19 protein-coding genes and 1 other RNA gene are annotated in these 17,712 nt (G+C 37.5%); 5 read left to right on the plus strand and 15 right to left on the minus strand.

Features of this window, described 5'->3' with window-relative positions; translation table 11 throughout:
- The 3 genes from LCP48_RS18855 to LCP48_RS18865 are packed head-to-tail and all read right to left on the minus strand — an operon-like array spanning window position 1 to window position 3,262.
- Complete coding sequence (locus LCP48_RS18855; RefSeq protein ID WP_225340445.1) at window positions 1–453, minus strand: hypothetical protein; 453 nt, start codon at window positions 451–453, stop codon at window positions 1–3.
- 23 nt (window positions 454–476) lie between these two features.
- Window positions 477–1,763, minus strand: coding sequence for a restriction endonuclease subunit S (locus LCP48_RS18860; protein ID WP_225340446.1), 1,287 nt, complete (start codon window positions 1,761–1,763; stop codon window positions 477–479).
- A complete protein-coding gene (locus tag LCP48_RS18865) occupies window positions 1,763–3,262 on the minus strand; it encodes a type I restriction-modification system subunit M (protein ID WP_225340447.1) in 1,500 nt (499 codons plus the stop codon). The genes LCP48_RS18860 and LCP48_RS18865 overlap by 1 nt, the downstream gene beginning before the upstream one ends.
- 221 nt (window positions 3,263–3,483) lie before the next feature.
- Between LCP48_RS18865 and LCP48_RS18870 the strand changes: the two genes are divergently transcribed.
- Window positions 3,484–4,101 carry a hypothetical protein gene (locus LCP48_RS18870; RefSeq protein WP_225340448.1) on the plus strand — a complete coding sequence of 206 codons (618 nt, stop codon included), beginning with the start codon at window positions 3,484–3,486 and terminating at the stop codon, window positions 4,099–4,101.
- Window positions 4,098–4,640, plus strand: a complete 543-nt coding sequence (locus LCP48_RS18875; RefSeq protein ID WP_225340449.1) for a hypothetical protein — start codon at window positions 4,098–4,100, stop codon at window positions 4,638–4,640. Before LCP48_RS18870 ends, LCP48_RS18875 begins: the two co-directional genes overlap by 4 nt.
- 186 nt (window positions 4,641–4,826) lie before the next feature.
- Here LCP48_RS18875 and LCP48_RS18880 read toward each other — a convergent pair whose 3' ends face one another.
- Window positions 4,827–5,009, minus strand: coding sequence for a hypothetical protein (locus tag LCP48_RS18880; protein WP_225340450.1), 183 nt, complete (start codon window positions 5,007–5,009; stop codon window positions 4,827–4,829).
- A 274-nt stretch (window positions 5,010–5,283) separates the two neighbouring features.
- Between LCP48_RS18880 and LCP48_RS18885 the strand changes: the two genes are divergently transcribed.
- The 3 genes from LCP48_RS18885 (at window position 5,284) to LCP48_RS18895 (ending at window position 7,569) form a co-directional block, all read left to right on the plus strand.
- Window positions 5,284–5,688: a hypothetical protein gene (locus tag LCP48_RS18885; RefSeq protein ID WP_225340451.1), complete on the plus strand. Its 405-nt coding sequence runs from the start codon at window positions 5,284–5,286 to the stop codon at window positions 5,686–5,688.
- Between the two features lie 308 nt (window positions 5,689–5,996).
- Window positions 5,997–6,266: a DNA-binding protein gene (locus tag LCP48_RS18890; RefSeq protein WP_225340452.1), complete on the plus strand. Its 270-nt coding sequence runs from the start codon at window positions 5,997–5,999 to the stop codon at window positions 6,264–6,266.
- A 142-nt stretch (window positions 6,267–6,408) separates the two neighbouring features.
- Window positions 6,409–7,569 carry a site-specific integrase gene (locus tag LCP48_RS18895; RefSeq protein WP_225340453.1) on the plus strand — a complete coding sequence of 387 codons (1,161 nt, stop codon included), beginning with the start codon at window positions 6,409–6,411 and terminating at the stop codon, window positions 7,567–7,569.
- A gap of 127 nt (window positions 7,570–7,696) precedes the next feature.
- Here the strand turns inward: LCP48_RS18895 and ssrA are convergent.
- The 11 genes from ssrA to LCP48_RS18950 form a co-directional block, all read right to left on the minus strand.
- Window positions 7,697–8,052: a transfer-messenger RNA gene (gene ssrA / locus LCP48_RS18900) on the minus strand.
- A 194-nt stretch (window positions 8,053–8,246) separates the two neighbouring features.
- Entirely contained in the window at window positions 8,247–9,170 is a 924-nt protein-coding gene (locus tag LCP48_RS18905; protein WP_225340454.1) for a DMT family transporter, read from the minus strand.
- Between the two features lie 208 nt (window positions 9,171–9,378).
- Entirely contained in the window at window positions 9,379–9,687 is a 309-nt protein-coding gene (locus LCP48_RS18910; RefSeq protein WP_225340455.1) for a Zn-ribbon domain-containing OB-fold protein, read from the minus strand.
- 3 nt (window positions 9,688–9,690) lie between these two features.
- Window positions 9,691–10,824, minus strand: coding sequence for a thiolase C-terminal domain-containing protein (locus tag LCP48_RS18915; protein ID WP_009373209.1), 1,134 nt, complete (start codon window positions 10,822–10,824; stop codon window positions 9,691–9,693).
- Window positions 10,821–12,302, minus strand: coding sequence for a class I adenylate-forming enzyme family protein (locus LCP48_RS18920; RefSeq protein WP_216486142.1), 1,482 nt, complete (start codon window positions 12,300–12,302; stop codon window positions 10,821–10,823). The genes LCP48_RS18915 and LCP48_RS18920 overlap by 4 nt, the downstream gene beginning before the upstream one ends.
- An 11-nt stretch (window positions 12,303–12,313) precedes the next feature.
- The gene (locus tag LCP48_RS18925) at window positions 12,314–12,790 is read right to left on the minus strand and encodes a PCC domain-containing protein (RefSeq protein ID WP_009373214.1); all 477 of its coding nucleotides are present in this window, start codon (window positions 12,788–12,790) and stop codon (window positions 12,314–12,316) included.
- Window positions 12,783–13,532, minus strand: coding sequence for an SDR family NAD(P)-dependent oxidoreductase (locus LCP48_RS18930; protein WP_009373217.1), 750 nt, complete (start codon window positions 13,530–13,532; stop codon window positions 12,783–12,785). Before LCP48_RS18930 ends, LCP48_RS18925 begins: the two co-directional genes overlap by 8 nt.
- A 14-nt stretch (window positions 13,533–13,546) precedes the next feature.
- Entirely contained in the window at window positions 13,547–14,872 is a 1,326-nt protein-coding gene (locus LCP48_RS18935) for a TRAP transporter large permease (RefSeq protein WP_202342677.1), read from the minus strand.
- The gene (locus LCP48_RS18940; RefSeq protein ID WP_112116600.1) at window positions 14,869–15,366 is read right to left on the minus strand and encodes a TRAP transporter small permease; all 498 of its coding nucleotides are present in this window, start codon (window positions 15,364–15,366) and stop codon (window positions 14,869–14,871) included. Before LCP48_RS18940 ends, LCP48_RS18935 begins: the two co-directional genes overlap by 4 nt.
- A gap of 11 nt (window positions 15,367–15,377) precedes the next feature.
- Window positions 15,378–16,403, minus strand: a complete 1,026-nt coding sequence (locus tag LCP48_RS18945) for a DctP family TRAP transporter solute-binding subunit (RefSeq protein ID WP_225340456.1) — start codon at window positions 16,401–16,403, stop codon at window positions 15,378–15,380.
- 164 nt (window positions 16,404–16,567) lie between these two features.
- Entirely contained in the window at window positions 16,568–17,668 is a 1,101-nt protein-coding gene (locus tag LCP48_RS18950; protein ID WP_009373227.1) for a CdaR family transcriptional regulator, read from the minus strand.
- Window positions 17,669–17,712 lie beyond the last annotated feature (44 nt).

Here is a 17,712-nt window from a genome sequence, read left to right on the forward strand (position 1 = left end):
CTACAGTACACGCACAGTTTGATGGTCCTCATCGTATTCCAGGATTTCTACATCACTCGGAATGAGATGCCCGTATGTACGGATATAATATTCCCCTAATGTTTCGTTACGTTTGTTGCTATAATCACGTAAAATGAAAAAGATTTTAAGATAGTCTGCTGGTGCTAAATGAAAGTAATACATCGCCTCGTTCCAAACGGTCAGCTTTGCACTTGGTACATTATCTCCCGAAGTCCAGCGATGTGATTTACATTCTATAATGATTTTTCCCTCTGCATATGAAGGTGTTCCTAAATCAAAGCGGTGATTTTTCTTACGTTCAAGCCCAATCGGCAAAGCGACATCCTTTATAATTTGGTAGCCTTGTGCCGTAAAATACACATGGGCTGCTTCCTCAAAATCACGTCCTATATGCGCATTACTGATTGACCCAACCCTTTGAAAATTATTCATACAAATCCCCTTTGTGTTTGGACTTATATTTTGACGCGAATTTGACCTGTTAAAAGTTGTTGCATTAAACCCTTTTTTAGTTCCTCGTATTTTGCTTTTTCCCGTTCATACACTTTGATTTGTTCATCTACAGTTGAAAGGATTGAGGCGATTTTTTGTTGTTCTTTTAAATTTGGCAATAAAATTTGTACTTTAGCTAAATTTTTCTGACTCACCCCTTTTGCTGTTGTACCAGTAGCAAACGTATTCAATAATTCTTTAAACTTTTCTGAGCGAAGAAATTGTACAAAAAAGTGAGGATTTAAATTGCTTGATGTTCTAAATGCTACTACACGTTGGCTTAGAATATACTTATTATTATCAGGTACTAATGTTACGTTTCCTAAAGGAGCCTCCATAGTGAATAAAACATCATCTTTGACTAAATCACCTTTTGTCATCCATTTTCTATATAGTTCTTCTGAAGCTAAGTAGCATTCCGCATCAAAATCAATATATCCATTCTTAACATTATTTGCAGAAAGAGCTCTAATATTTCCATTTCCCCATTCCAAGCCAATTTTTTTAGGCGTTCTTCCACGATAGTCATACACTTCCTCAATTTCATTAAAGAAACTAACTACCTTCCACTCATTCGGTATCTCCCCAAGCTCGGTCTGCTTAAACTCTGTATGTCCAATTCCTTTTGTTAGCAATTGCTGCATTAAACCTTTTTTTAATTCTTGTGTTTTTACAATCAACTGCTCGGTTTCATCAATTTGCTCGTCTACTGTTGAAAGGATTAAAGCGATTTTTTGTTGTTCTTCAACAGTGGGGACAATTATTTTAATACCAAAAAATTCATTAACGGCGACGTTTAAAAGACCATGATTTCTTGCACCTTCTTGGGCAATTTCAGCAACTTCTTTATGCCATAAATTCGAATCAAAATAATTTTTAAAATACATTGTATTTAATTCACTATTTAATCTGAAACATATATAGAGCGTAGAAACAACACCATTATCGTATCTAGTTAATGGTTTAATCGCACCCATAGGATATCCTTTTGAATAACTTTTGTTATATGCAAAATCATCTTTTTCAAGTAGGTAATAACCTTCCAAGTTCGAACTCGCTACTTTTTTATTAAAAAATTCAGTTTGACTAACTAATCCATATTGTGCTGAAATTGTTAGTACATTTTCGGAAATTAATCCTTTATTTTTGGTAGTAATTCGCTTAGAAACATTACCCAAAGTTAATATATTCCACTCAATCGGTATCTCCCCAAGCTCGGTCAATTTATACCCTTTACGTACTTCGCTCATTAAATTTCACCTACCCCAAGTTCACGTAAGTATTCATTTAACTTAGCTTTTGTAACGTTACATTTTGCTTCGATTGCCTGAATTTCTTGTAGAACAGATGCAATATCCACGTGCTCTTCTTCCTCTGACTTATCGATGTAGCGTGTAATATTTAAGTTATAGTCATTATTTTTAATTTCTTCTAATGACACCACACGCGCGTATTTTTCAACGTTTTCATATGCATCAAACGTAGTGACAATTTTAGTAATATCTTCATCTCGTAATGTATTTTGGTTTTTACCTTCTTGGTATTGGTCTTCCGCTGCAATAAACAAGACATTACCTTTACGTTTCTCATCTTTTTCACGGCTAAAAATAAGTACACACGCCGGGATACCTGTTCCATAGAATAAATTCGATGGTAAGCCAATTACTGCTTCTAATAAATCCGTATCTGGCTGTAATAGACCTTCACGAATCTTTCCTTCTGCACCGCCACGGAACAGCACACCATGAGGCATAACAACACCAGCCATACCATTTGCTTTTAATGATGCAATCATATGTTGAATAAATGCATAGTCTCCTGCATTTTTCGGTGGTAAGCCGTACTGGAAACGCCCATAGACGTCATGCTCTGCCTCTTCACGTCCCCATTCCTTCAGCGAGAACGGTGGGTTGGCAATTACACGGTCAAACAGCATAATTTCACCGTCTTCTACAAGTTTCGGTGTACGAATCGTATCACCCTTTTCAATGCGGTGGTCAGGTAGGTTGTGTAGTAATAAATTCATCTTGGCAATTGACCACGTGCCTAAGTTCTTTTCTTGTCCATATAACGTTAAAGACTGTGGATTACCCCCTGTTGACTTTACATAATCAACAGATTGAATAAGCATCCCGCCTGAACCACATGTTGGGTCGTAAACGCGCATCCCTTCCTCTGGCTTAATTAGCTTGACGATAAGCTCTACTACTTTTGAAGGCGTGTAGAACTCGCCACCTTTTTTCCCAGCATCATCGGCAAACATTTTTATTAAATACTCATAAGCTCGACCGAGCATATCTGGTTCTGAAAGGTTTGCATTGCGTAAATCAAGCAGCTCAAAGTGCTGTAATAACCGTTGTAGCACACCATCTGTTAGTACTTCTTTGCGATTAAAATCAATTGGTGTCAGTACACCTTCAAGCGTCGCATTTTCATTTTCAAGTGCTTCAAATGCCACGTTGATTGCCGAACCGATGTTTTCTGCCTTTGTACGGATAACAGACCAACGTGCCGTTTCTGGCACAAAGAATTGATACTGGTCTTGGTCGTCTACCAATAGCGCACCAATCTCATCACCATGCTCTGCGATAATTTCTTCTCGTTGCTCCTCAAATACATCGCTTAAACGCTTTAAAAACAGTAAACCGAAAATGTAATTTTTATAGTCAGCAGAATCGACCGAGCCACGTAAAATATCCGCAGACTTCCAAAGATGCAATTCTAATTCTTGTAGTGTTAGTTGAGCCATTTGAACTTTCCTCCATTGGAAATATTATTCCGTTTTTATAAATAAACAGTAACATAAAATTATTGTCATATGATATGACAATAATGCAGTTGCTGCACACTTCTAATTTTATTATAGGTTATTTCAATGTTCACTTCAGAACATTTTGAAGGGAAATACCAAAAAGTATAGAATTTAATTTATGAAGAGTAATTAATCTGATAATTCTTAAGGAGGTTTGTATGCATCAATACATTACGCAAACTGAATATGCTGTTAGTAATTTAATCTCTTTAATACATAGTGAAGCAAATCAACTGAATGATTTACAAAATAAAAAAGCAAAACTACAAGTACATCACAAAGAATTATATGAACGTTTTTTAGGGCAAGATTCTGACCCTGATGGAAATTATTCAGATACACAGATAATGCAATCCTATATAGTTCAATTTAAATTTTATGAATCTAACATTTCACCAATAAATAAAGCAATTCACGAAACTCAACTTGCAATAGCAGCCAAAGAAGAATCCATAAAAGCTCTTAGCGGAGCAATTTTACAAATAGCCAAACAAGGTATTAGCATTGTCCACCAGCAATTAGTAAATGCTCCTAATGGTAGACTCATCATGGAACAGCCAATTAAAAATATTATTTGGCAAGGTCGCAATCAAAGCATGCATTTTGAAGAAGGTCGATATAGCACACATGTAAAAGATTGCTTCGAACAATTAAATATTCCGCTTACGAATGAAAATTTAGCTAAAGAAATAATCGACCTATTGGAATGGAATTCTTATGAACAATACTGTTCCGATATGACACAAATTTTAAGTGAAAGGGATGAACAAAGTTGAATTGTCTAATAGAAATCAATTCAAAATCAAAAAGAATATTTAGTTTTTGGAAAGATTCTGAAGGATGGTCCCCTCCTAGTGCAGCATCTAAATTAAGTGCAGCGAGACTGGATTGGTTAGAGGAACTTACAGAATGTCTTCAAATATGGCATGAAAAGTCAGTGTCTCTTACAAATGGAGAGCTGTTATTGGCGTGGGCTAATTTAGGGGCGTTGGTAGAGGGCTGGTTAAAACTGTTTTACTGTATCTATTACGAAGACTATATACGGGAACCCATGGAAAGAAGAGGCGAAGCCATTGAACCAAACGATTTAAGCTTCGAGTATTTAAAACAATTTAGTCGTGAAAGATTGTGGGATAAAAATTCAGCATGGGATAGATGGGTAGAATCTATCCAATTGAAAAGGAATGCCATACACGCTTTTAACACCCGTGATATTGGAACTCCTTTTGATTTTCTTGAAAATCTTGAACTGTTTAACCGCTTTATTGATGAAATTAATTCAAGAATTCCTTACCCAGATATTCATTATTATTAATTTTCGATAAGTGTTTATAGAACTCAAGTAACTGTGATTTATCAGTTTCCTAGTTCATTTTACGAACAAACTCACTTTGCAGTTCTGTTCGTTTTTTATTTATAGCTTTATCATAACTTAGACTCACTTTAAAACCACTTTTTATCCTCATTTTCCCGCGTTCATGGCATAACCAAAATGCATGCTTTATCCCTTACTCTCTGCATAATCCCATAATTTAATCCAGTGAATTGTATTCTCTGGTAGAGTAAAAATTCGTTGCTCTAGTAGCTTTATAGTAGACATATAACAATTTGTACCATGTTCTTTTGTAGCTGGATGTATGCTTACTTCTCTGCCTATATCAATATAAAATAAAAATCCCCTCATTATCGCCTCTTTTGTTAATGTTCTGTTCCAAAAACTATACAAACACAATTTAATACATTACTTATAATCAACTACAATTTAGTACATATGCTCAAGTTGCTTTACCTAGCATAGACCTGACAATACAATTCATTCTAAAACATAAAACCACGTACAGGATTAACACTTATTTTTACCGAATTTCAAAAATTTTTGATATTAGGTTGCTATTTGAATGACCAATCTCCCTTTATCTAGGGTAAGACAAATTTACACTTTGAAGGAGAGATGCATTATGGCATTCGTAACAACAATAGTATCTGGTTACTCACTATCAGTTGAGTACAAAAATGGAGTAGTAAGTATAAAAAACAATAAGGCTTTAATCAACTTATTGAAAAATGAGTCGAGCGCACCTTTACAAGCTGCTGCGGTAATTAAAGCCGAGTACAAAAAACGTATTGGTAGAAATTTAGACATTTCAACTGGTTCTTTTGGTGTCGAGATTTTAGGACATGTTTACCCAGACCGCATCAGGAACGCTATTAAGCTACTTCCGTTATCTGTTTTAATCGAAAACGCTATGGCCAATTTTTTAAAACCTACAGAAGTAATTGACTGTGGCGAACCTGGTAAATACGGGGACCGTTTCTTTTTGGACTTCCTTTACAGCACAGCAAGTAGCTTAATTATTGACTAATCCAAATCAGACTTAACCTATATCTAGGTTAGGTCCTTTTTTGACGCATTACGACTGAAAGACGAACTATATAGAATCTCCAAAAAGGCCTTTTATCTCAAAAATAAAGGGTCTTTTCTATGATTACATACACTTAAACCAACAAGTAATTTACTTCTTAACATCATCAAACCCCTTGATAACAATACGTTTGTAAAGGTGTACGACATGTTTTTGATTTTCAGTTCCGAAATTTATTGTATTATGATTTTAAATTTATCCGACCAGGGTGAAAAAATTGTAATCAATGTTTAAGGGAGAGGATTTTAATGACATTACAACTAGACATGCCTGCTAGATTAGAAAAAGAACTGCAAGCTGTTATTTTAACAACCTTAAGACAGGCTGTTCAGGATTTTCAGCAACAAAATCAATCTAAAGAATGGATGAACTTAAAAGAAGGAGCAGCTTATGCAGGGGTTTCCTATAATACGCTAATGAAGTATCGAGAAATGGGATTAAAAGTTTGTGAGATTGAAGGGGTAAAACGTATCTCAAAAACAGAAATTGACACGTTTTTGTGTAGACATAGTTTTTAATTTACAAAACAAAAAGAGGCAATAATATTTAAGAGTAGATTGGTGGCAACTTTATCTTGTATGATAAAGACAATGCTATTAAGCATAGCAGACTAACACCCTCTTTATCTTGCCTCCGTATGGATAAAGGAGGAAATATAAAATGAAAAAAACTAGCATTATTAAATCATATATTAAAAAAAATGGCGAAAAGTGTTACATGTTCAAGCTTTATGTTGGAGTCGACCCTCTAACTGGCAAAGAGCAGTATACAACTCGTCGTGGATTCAGAACAAAAAAGGAAGCTGACCTTGCTTTGGCCCGCATCAAACTCGACATTAGCAAGGGTTCTTTTAGAAAACAACAAGCAGAAACTTATCAAGATGTGTATGATTTGTGGATAGAACAATACGAGAGAACCGTTGAAGAAAGTACTTTTATTAAAACAACTGGTATTTTCCGCAACCATATCTTACCTGCACTCGGTCAGTACAAAATTGAAAAGCTCAATATAGACGTATGTCAACGGCATGTTAATGTATGGGCTACAAAGTTGAAAAAGTTCCGTATGGTGAAGTCATATGCTGCAAAAGTGCTTGATTTTGCAATCAAACGCGGCTATATACAAGTGAATCCTTTTGCTTTAATAGATATGCCAAACAATCTAAAAAACACTTATGATGATGCCTATGAGTTTGAAAATTTTTACACTAAAGAGCAACTGAATACATTTTTAAAGTGCATGGGTCAAGAAAATAATTTTAAAGCATATACTTTGTTTCGCCTTCTTGCCTACAGTGGCATACGTAAAGGTGAAGCACTTGCATTAACTTGGAATGATGTGGATTTTAAAGATAATGAGATTCGCATTAATAAAGCACTTTCCAGAGGCAAAGATAATATTCTATATATAAAAGCCACGAAGACACGTACTGCACGTACATTGACAATGGACCCAGAAACAATGAATATTTTAAAAATGTGGAAAAAGCAGCAACAACAAGACTATCTCATTTTAGGGTTTAACACATTACAGAAAAAACAACTGGTGTTCAGTAATGACCAAAACGAATTATTACAGCCTACTAAGACACGTAAATGGCTTGAGCATATCTTAACGAAATACCAATTACCTAAAATAACAACCCATGGATTCCGCCATACACATTGTTCTATATTAATAGAGGCAGGCGTTGCTCAAAAAGATGTTCAAGACCGCCTAGGGCACACGGATATCAAAACAACAATGAACATCTATGCTCATGTCTCTCAACAAGCTAAAGACGGAGCAATTAATAAATTCGCCAATTATATGCGTACGTAAAGGCAATTATTGACCATGGTTTTGACCATGGTTGATTGAATACCATTGAAACCAAATGAAACAGTGAAAAAGAAAAACCCTTGATATACAAGGGTTTTGACACTGGTTGAAATCCAGTGAATTTTTAAAATGGAGACGGCGGGAGTCGAACCCGCGTCCAGAAACTCCAATACTTCAGCTTCTACGCGTGTAGTTTGCCTATTTACGATTCACGTAACATTATGCCGACAAACAGGCGTCCTGTACGCTAACCTGGAAATCTCTTGCCGATGACTCAGGTGGCACCATCGACCGTATCCCACTAAAGTTGGGCCCCACGTTCTCTACATGGGCGATAGAGAGGCAGAGCGCTTACGAGCTTACGCTGCGAAAGCTAAGTTTTGTTGTTTGCCAGTTATTATATAACTGTCGTTGATGACGGAGCCGAGCCCTCCGACGCGCGACCAAAGCTTGAACCATCCCTGTCGAATCCGTAACGTCCCCGGATATAATCCGGTTATAAACCGTTCGGACAACGCTGCACAAGGCAGGTTGTAAATGAACATCGTATGAGTAGATGCTCACTGGCATGTGTTACTATTATAAAATAAATAGCTTAAAACATCAAGTAGAGACATTTTATAAGTTGGATCAGCGTTCTTATAGAAGCCTTGGAAAAGTTGAGCATCTCTATTTTTCTAACATTCTAGTTTATCGCGATTTTTTTTCCTTTGAAGAAGTCTTTCCTCTAAATTGCTTGTGCCGATTATAACGCCTGAAATAATAATTAAACTGCCGATAAATTGTTGCAGTGTAATGATTTCATGTAAAAATAAGGCTGCTCCAATGAGTGCGAATATGGTATTAAAATTCACAAAAATAGCGGATTCCGCTGCACCAATGTGTTTTATACATAAGTTATATAGTGTATGTCCGATCGAAGTGGCTAAAATGGCGGACATGAAAAATACGAGCCATAGGAACGGGCTGAAGGATACAAAAGCCCCGTAGCTTCGAAGGCTTGTAGCGAATGTGAAAATTAATAAGAGTGATGAGCCTATGAGAAGCATCCAGCCTGTCATCAGCATGGGAGAGATGACTTCCGTGGCACGGCGAATGGCAATAAAGCTAAAGGCCTGCAAAAAGAATGACATAAAGACGAGAAAATCACCTAGCTGTAAATTCGTTAGCTCGGTAATGTCGTCCACCACTGCGAATAGCACGCCAACTCCACCAAGTGCAAAGCCAATTAATTTAGATTTTGTCATAACCGTGTCTTTAAATAATACGGCAATGAGAGCCGTGAAAAGTGGACTTAAGCCACTAATAATGGCTGTTTTCATGGCTGTTGTTTGAACGATGCCATATGCTAAAAAGACATGGTGACAAATGACGCCGAAAAAACAACCAATGAATATGTACTTAAATGGCATCCCCTTTCTATAAAGCGGCTGCTTCGTTAGCTTTAAAATAATAAAAATCGTAATAGCTGCAAGAAAAATACGCGCCGTTTGTATCGTTAATGGATCGCCATTGGAAACAATCACTTTTAGCCATGTAACGTTCATGCCCCAAAGAAACATAACGAAAATTAAAATGGAATAAACCTTTGCATTTGCCAAGTCATCACCTCCTGTTTTATTCGATCGCAAGATAAGAAGCCTCTCTATGTTCTATGAGACAACAGGCTAACACCTGCAGCAGGACCCAAATTGAAATTTGCCTCAATAAAGGAGCATTTATAATAAGTCTAGTAGACTATTCATAAGAAAGTAGGCTGTCAGGAAAGACATCGCCTTCCAAACAGCCTACCATACTTCATACTCATCCTTAAGCAGTTCTCACCTTTTGATAAATGTATGTTCCATCTTTCATTTCATCAAGCTGTACGAGGTCACCGATTTGGACATTTTCTTGAATGCGCACTGTTAGCTTGGCTGTTGAATCCTTTAGCTGTACTAGTGCCACAGTATACGGTGCCAAATGGGCATATTCTGCTGGTGCAATATGAATGACCGTAAAGCTGTACACGGTTCCCTCATCTGGGACTTCTCGTTCGTTTTTAATTTCTTGGCGGCAGGTGCTGCAATACACTTTTTTCGTTACTGACTCTACACCACAGCATTCATAAACCTTCATCTGCTACACCCTTTCTAATATGTGGACAACCGAATAAGAACCAGTACCACCTAAATTTTGTGCAAGTGCTAACCGCGGTCGTTTTTCTAGCTGGTTTGGTGCGTGTCCACGTAATTGGAGTACTAATTGGTAAAACTGTGCCACACCTGTTGCGCCAATAGGATGTCCTCTCGATAATAGACCTCCGCTTGTATTGACAGGCTTTTCTCCGTTCACGCGCGTTTTTCCTTGCTCAATAGCTAGCCAGCCTTCTAATTTCGGGAAAAAACCAAGCTCTTCAATGGCTAGCATTTCAGTCATGGAGAAGCAATCGTGAATTTCCACAACATCAATATCCTCAGGACCAACCCCTGCTTTTTCATAGGCTTGCTGACCTGAAATGCGAATCGCTGGTAATGATAGTAAATCAATGGCATCCTGCATCATTGTCGGTCCTGAAGCCTGTGCAGATGCTACTATTTTAATATCCGATGGCTTACGAGATAACACAACTGCTGCTGCTCCATCTGTAATAGGTGAACAATCGAATAAACCAAGTGGATCTGTAATCATGCGTGCATTCATTATTTCTTCGAGTGTTGCTGGTTTTTGGAATTGGGCTAATGGATTTTGTAATGCATTTTCACGGTTTTTCAATGCTAATTTTGCTAAATGGGATTTATTTGCACCTGTCTCATGGAAGTAGCGGTTTGCGACTACGCCAAAAAATCCTGGGAAAGTTAGACCCGCATAACGTTCGTTTGTCGTCTGATCCATTGCAGAGTTAATAAATTGCGTCACCGTGGCGGTTGGGGCATGCTTCATTTTTTCTACACCGACAACTAAAACGCTTTCATATTCGCCACTTAATATACCTAAAATACCTTGTCGTAATGCAATACCACCTGATGCACAGGCACCTTCTAATTTGGCTGTAGGAATGGGTCCGAGCCCTAGGTCATTTGCTACGATCGCACCTAGAATTTCTTGATTGGCTAAGCTACCTCCCATATAGTTGCCAACAAAAACCGCATCGATTTTTAAGTCTCTTGCCTCATCTAGCGCCTCTTTACTAGCAGTGAGCATTAAATCCTTTAATGAAGCATTTTCATTGTTACCGAACTTCGTCATGCTTACACTATGAACATATACCGTCATTGTGTCACCTCCATATGCTGTTTTACTAGCTCACGTTTTAAAATCTTCCCGTAGGAGCTTTTTGGTAGAGACTCTACTACGAAAATTTCTTTTGGCTTTTTAAAGCTCGCTAAATGTTGCTGACAAAGCTCGATTAAGGCATCCTTCTCAATTTCCCCACGGCCGTTTGGCACGACATAGGCGACAATGGATTCGCCCCATTTGTCATCTGGAATACCAATTACACATGTTTCCTTGATGAATTCATGCTTGTTCAACACTTCCTCTACTTCTCGCGGATAGATATTGACACCACCTGAAATAATGACCTCCTTTTTACGGTCCACGATCGATAGGTAGCCATGCGCATCTAGCTTGCCTAAATCGCCTGTATGAAGCCAGCCATCACGCAATGTTTCGGCAGTCGCCTTTTCGTTATTCCAATAGCCTTGCATAATAAGCGGGCCCTTTGCCGTAATTTCGCCTATTTCTCCTACTGGACATTCATTGCCCTCAGCATCCACGATTTTCACATCAACAAATGGTCCAACTCTACCACATGAATCAAGGCGAGATGGTAAATCCTCGCGTGGCATCATCGAAATGCACATCGGTCCCTCTACTTGACCATAGGTTTCTACAAATTTTGTTCCTACTTTATCTAGTGCCTCTTGCAACTTAGCGGCAGCGATCGGTGAGCCTGCCATATTAATCGATTTAATGGTACGAAGCTTCTGTGGGTTGAACTGATCGTGCTGAATCATAAGGTTGACCATCGTTGGGACTAGGAAAATGATTGAAATACGGTCCTGCTCTAATAAATGAACAAATTGCTCTGGCTCAAATTTATCGTAAATAACTTGTGTTAAGCCATAGAGCCATGCCACATGACTTAAAAAGTTTGCCCCGTGTGTCAGTGGTGCGACGTGACCGAGCATATCCGTATAGTCAACTTCACACGCTATTGCTAAGGATAGGGCTCCACTAACCATATTGCGATGTGATAGCATAACGCCTTTCGGATTACCTGTCGTCCCTGAAGTATACATAATGGCCATCGTATCATTTTCTTCCACTTCATTTTCATGGGACTGCCCTTTAAACTGTTTCACTACTAGCTCATACGGTTCTCCACAATAAAGAATTGGAAAGTCAATTTGTAGCGGATCAATTAATGATTTTTCACCAATCATCAAACTCATACCTGAATCCTTCACCTGATACTCATGTTCTTTCGGATGCAAGCGGTAATTAAGTGGGACTTTAATAAGACCATATAAAGAAACAGCTACATCAAGCTCTATATGCTCTAATCGATTTGACATTAAAATACCTACACGCTCTCCCTTTTGTAAGTTAAGGCTTTTAAAATAAGCTGTTAGAGCATAGGCCCGTTCCATCAAATCGGCATAGGAAATCGCACGATCTTTGAATTTAACTGCTATTTTATCTGGATACGCTCGAGCCGATTTCAGTGCTAATTGGCCAATTGTACTCATTTATCTTCCCCCTATTCATCAAAATGAAAAATTAGAACCCCAAATTGTTGATCCTTCCGTCTTTTCGGTATCGCCTCTCTTAATGGATAGAGGATGAATTCGACTGTGATAGCGATTTCATTTTCTCCTTCAAGAAAATGACCACCAGTAAAATGTTGATCACAATCGACAAAAGATCCATGGAAATGAATATCTAAATCATTCGTCTCCATATCTATCCCAATAAACCCTAAACCAGAAATAAGTTCGACCGGAGAGGTAGTTTGCCGTTTTGGTGAATAAACAATGGTCCCTTGCTTTTCACCTCTTTGAACTTGGACATAGGTAGCCTGCTTTAGGGATCCCATGCATTGAAATTGCCCTCCCTTTACCCCAAAGTGATTGCAAACCTCTTTTATCCCTGTAAATAAATCCGTTCCTGCTTTCAATCTTCCGATAATTCTATCCGTAGGTCGGTCATACAAAGCTTGCCAACGAGAATTATCCAATACTAATCCCTCCATCTACCTTTAACACCTGAGCAGTTGCATAGCTAGCCTCCCTCGATGCAAAGTATAAGACAGCACTTGCAATATCATCAGGTGTGCCGATACGCTTAATAACCTGCTGATCTAAATTGTATGGAACCCCTGTTGTAATACCTGTTAAGGTTGCGCCTGGTGCCACAGAGTTACAAGTAATATTAAGTGGGCCAAGCTCTTTTGCTACCCATTTCGTAAGGGCAATAACCCCTCCTTTTGATGCAGCATAAGCTGGACCTGAGCGACCTGTACCATCTTCGCCAGAGGTAACACCGCCGTTTAAACCTGAAACTGAGCTAATATTAATAATCCGACCATATTGTGCATCCTTCATATGTGGGTAAACACATGCCTGGGTAAACATAAACGTTGCTTTTAAGTTCGTATCAAGATCACGCGACCATTCCTCAAAAGTCATTGTTTCAATATTTTTTCGGCTACATGTCCCAGCATTGTTCACCAAGATATGAATCTCTCCATACTTTTCAACTGTGCGATTGACTGTTGCTTTCACAAACTCTGCATCACGAATATCTCCTAAGCATTCTAAATAGCTATCATGTGCTAGTTTTTCAATTGTTTTCTCACAGGAATTTAAGTCAACTAAAACAACATGTACCCCTTGCTTTGAAAGCTGGACCGCAACGGCTTGTCCAATCCCACTTGCCGCTCCTGTAACAATCGCTACATCATCTTTTAATGTCATCATGGTGTTCCCCTTTGCTATTTAATATTTAATAAATCTGGTAAAAATGTTGATAGAGAAGGTATATAGGTTACAAGTAATAAAACGATAACCGAAGCAACAATAAACGGGACCACCCCTTTTGAAATTTGAACGATATTAGCCTTTGAAATACTGGCAGCAACATATAAATTCAAGCCAACAGGTGGTGTAAATAAGCCGATTGCTAAGTTAATCGTCATAAACACGCCAAATACAGCCGGGTCTACATCGAGCATTAACATAATTGGAAGTAATATCGGGACAAATATATAAAACGCAGAAATGGCATCGATAAATGCACCAGCAATTAATAGAATAATATTTACTAGTAGTAAAATAATGATTTTATTATCTGTTAAACCTAAAACGGTATCTGAAATAGTTGAGGCAATTTGCTCTGTTGTGACAATATAGGCAAAGACAGAGGCGGCACTTACGATAATCATTACAACTGCTGTTTGTAACGCCGATTCAATAAAAATACGATACATCATTTTTATGTAGCCTTTTCGATGGATAAACAATCCTACAATTAGTCCATATACAACCGCAATAACTGCCGCTTCTGTTGGTGTGAAAAACCCTCCATAGATTCCACCTAAAATAATGACAGGAATCATTAATCCAGGAAGTGCCTTAATAAATGCATCCCAGCGTTCTTTTCCTGTACTTTTTCGCTTTACTGCTTCCACAGTGTCATTAAAAATACCTTTTTTAATGTCCCGTTTACGAACGTACATTCCAGCAATAAATAAACCGATTCCTACTAAAATACCTGGTATAACCCCTGCCATAAAAAGACGGTTAATTGTAATAGGGATTTGATCTCCTGCTACTACTGCAAAAATAATGAAGGCAATCGATGGGGGAATAATAATACCTATCGCACCCGCACTCGCCACTAATCCCCCAGCAGTTTCTTTACGGTAGCCGTTTTTCACCATTGCCGGAATGAGAATACCTCCAATGGCAGCAACTGTGGCTGGACCAGACCCTGAAATAGCAGCGAAGAAAATCGCTACTAATACCGTTACAAGTACAATGCCACCTTTACGATGTCCAACTAATGTTTGTGCAAAATCGATTAAACGCTTAGAAATTCCGATATGGTCCATAATGACACCCGCTAAAATAAAGAATGGAATCGCTAATAGCGTAAACTTTGCCACGCTCGTATACATAATATCTGTTAATGCTTCAAATCCTGATAGCCCTTGTGATGTAAATAGGACTACCATTGAGGCCACCGCTAAGGAAGCAGCGATCGGCACCCTTAAAAATACAAGCACGATAAAGGAGCCAAAAAGTAATAATGCTATCATGCTAGCTCATCTCCTTCCGCTCCATTCCCTTCATTACTTACCGCTTTATATTCTTCAACCATCGCTTGAACTGTACGAATTAAACATAGTAATGCACCTAAAGGTAAGGCAGAAGATAAAATCCACTGTGGCATTCCTAATGCCGGTGTTGTTTGATTAATCTCCATTTGGAACAATACCATATCAATGCCGTAATAAAGTAATACGGCAAACAATACGCCACTTGCTACTGATGAAATAATGACAATCGCCTTTTTTGTCAGCTTATTCCCTTTATCGAACAATAAGGTAAAACCAAGGTGTGCGTATCTACGCACACCCAATGCTGTACCGACAAATGTAAGCAATACTAACAAATTAACTGTGATTTCCTCTGTAAAAGAAAGGGATAAGTTGACTAAATTACGAGAAACAATGTTTACAAATGTTATAAATGTAATCGCTGCAAATGTAACGCTTAATATAATCTCTTCAAAATAGTCTAAGAATTTCATATGTTTCCCCCTTATGGCGTAAACGCTTTCAATAAATCTTCTCCCCAAATATCCGTATATTTATCATAAATAGGCTGAACAGCTTTTTTAAACGCTTCCAATTCTGCATCTGTTGGCGTATAAACATTCATTCCTTTAGCTTTTAAATCTTCAATTTGTGATGCTTCTTTTTCACGTGCAATTTTCACTTGATATGCAGCTGCCTCTTTACCTAGTCGATCAAATAATTCACGGTCTGCATCACTTAAAGAATCATAGAGCTTTTTATTCATACCTAACACTAATGGATCATATGAATAGTTCCACAATGTTAAGTAATCCTGAACTTCGTCAAGCTTTGACGAAGCAATAACATCAATAGGATTTTCTTGCCCATCAATCGTTCCTTGCTGCAATGCTGTAAACACTTCTGAGAATGTCATTGTTGCAGGATCTGTTCCTAATGAACGGTATAAATCTGTGTACATGGTAATACCAGGTATACGAATATTTAATCCCTTTAAATCTTCTGGTAGCTTAATTTCACGCTTACTATTCGTTATTTGACGGAAACCATTCTCTCCATATCCTAAAGCTTGTACACCCTTTTCAGCTAAAAGTTCTTTAAGCTTTTCTCCCCCTTCTCCATTAAACACTTTATCTACCTCTGAATGATCCTTAAGTAAAAAAGGTGCACTTGTCACACCAAAACGTTGATCTAAAATCGAATAAATAATCGTAGAGTTAAATGTTAAATCGATTGACCCCTTTGCTAAGCCTTCAACAGCCTTACCCGAATCTCCCCCAGATAATTGTTCATTTGTAAATACTTCAATTTTAATGCGACCATCTGTTTCCTTATCCATATCATCTGCCAGTTTTTTTGCTGCCTCATACCATGTTGATGAATCAGATACTGTGACAGACATTTTTAATTTATATGACTTTTCTTTATCATCAGCATCCCCGCTACTGCTACCACCACAGGCAGCTAGTATTGCTGATACGATCAAGAGCATAGCCAAGAGAAGATTTCTCCCTTTTAAAAATTTCCTCATAAAATATATCCCCCTACTCTTTTTATATTAGATTCTATAATTATTTTATAATTCCGAAAAATCTAAATATATATTCCTAGGGGATAAAAAGTTACATGATAATTGAGTGATTTTTGTCTCTAATAAATAAAAATCATACAAATAACAGCATTTTAAGTATTTCATTAAACGCTTTTTCTTTTTCGAAACAGCAAAATAGCAATCATTAATTCCAATTTATTTTCATTATTATTAATATCAATCTTTAAAAGCTTTTCTATTTTTTTTAAGCGATATTTTAATGTATTTTTATGAATATGAAGGGCATCAGCAATTTCCTGTAAGCCCCCTTTACTTTTTAGCCACATTTCTAGATTGTATATTAGTTCTTCTTCCTCTAATAAAGAGCCAATTGTTCTGCCGATGAAATGGCCAACCTTTTGTTCATCAAGGTCGGACAATAGTAACTCTAATTTCAAATCCTCTTCAAATACTATTTGTCTATTTTCTATAGCAACCGTTAACGCTATATTTGCTTCATTGTAGGATGCATTTAGCTCAAAGAAGGAGTGTGAGTTGCCGACACCTATAAATATATCGTCATCATATAGCTTTATAAGTTTGCGGTTAAATGAATGAAGTGTTTGCTCTAAATGAATACGCGTGATTTTTGGGACAAGCAACACTAGCTTATCAAAGCTCCATTGAAAAATATGTAATTGAGGATGGATTATTTGAATTGCACGCAAATAATCCACCCCCTTCTCATCGATTCTCCTATTCAATTGAATTATAATAATTCGATTGTAGAGCTCTGTATCAATATTTAACATTTCTGCTCGTTGCTCTAGCAACAATTGATTTACCTGACCATTTAATAAATCTAGCAGGAAGAGCTCAAACATTTTAGTCTCTCGTTCTTTTTTACGGTGCATTAAAAAATCTTCCACAAAAAACTGCGTGATTTTCTGAACAAGTTTACCATATTTTTCTATTTCCGCAGGTTGGCCAGTAACACCAATTACTCCAATTGATGTATCTTCAATAACTAATGGCATGACAAGACCCTCACGCACACCCTTCAATTGAATCGACAGCTCCTTCGTCATATGCATGACTTCTTTGTTTTTCATGGCTATTAAAGCACCTTCATGAAATTGATTCATCCTCGACATGTCTGTGCTGGCAATAATAAATCCATTATGATCGATTACAACAACATTTTGATCAATCAACTCACCAAGCTCTCTTACAATTTTTGTGCCAATTATTTGCAAATCAAACATTGTGCCACCCCCCATAAAGATTAATATACTGATTATGCCGAAAA

Origin of the sequence: Lysinibacillus capsici, assembly GCF_020217405.1 — a bacterium.
Taxonomy (GTDB): Bacteria; Bacillota; Bacilli; order Bacillales_A; family Planococcaceae; genus Lysinibacillus; species Lysinibacillus capsici.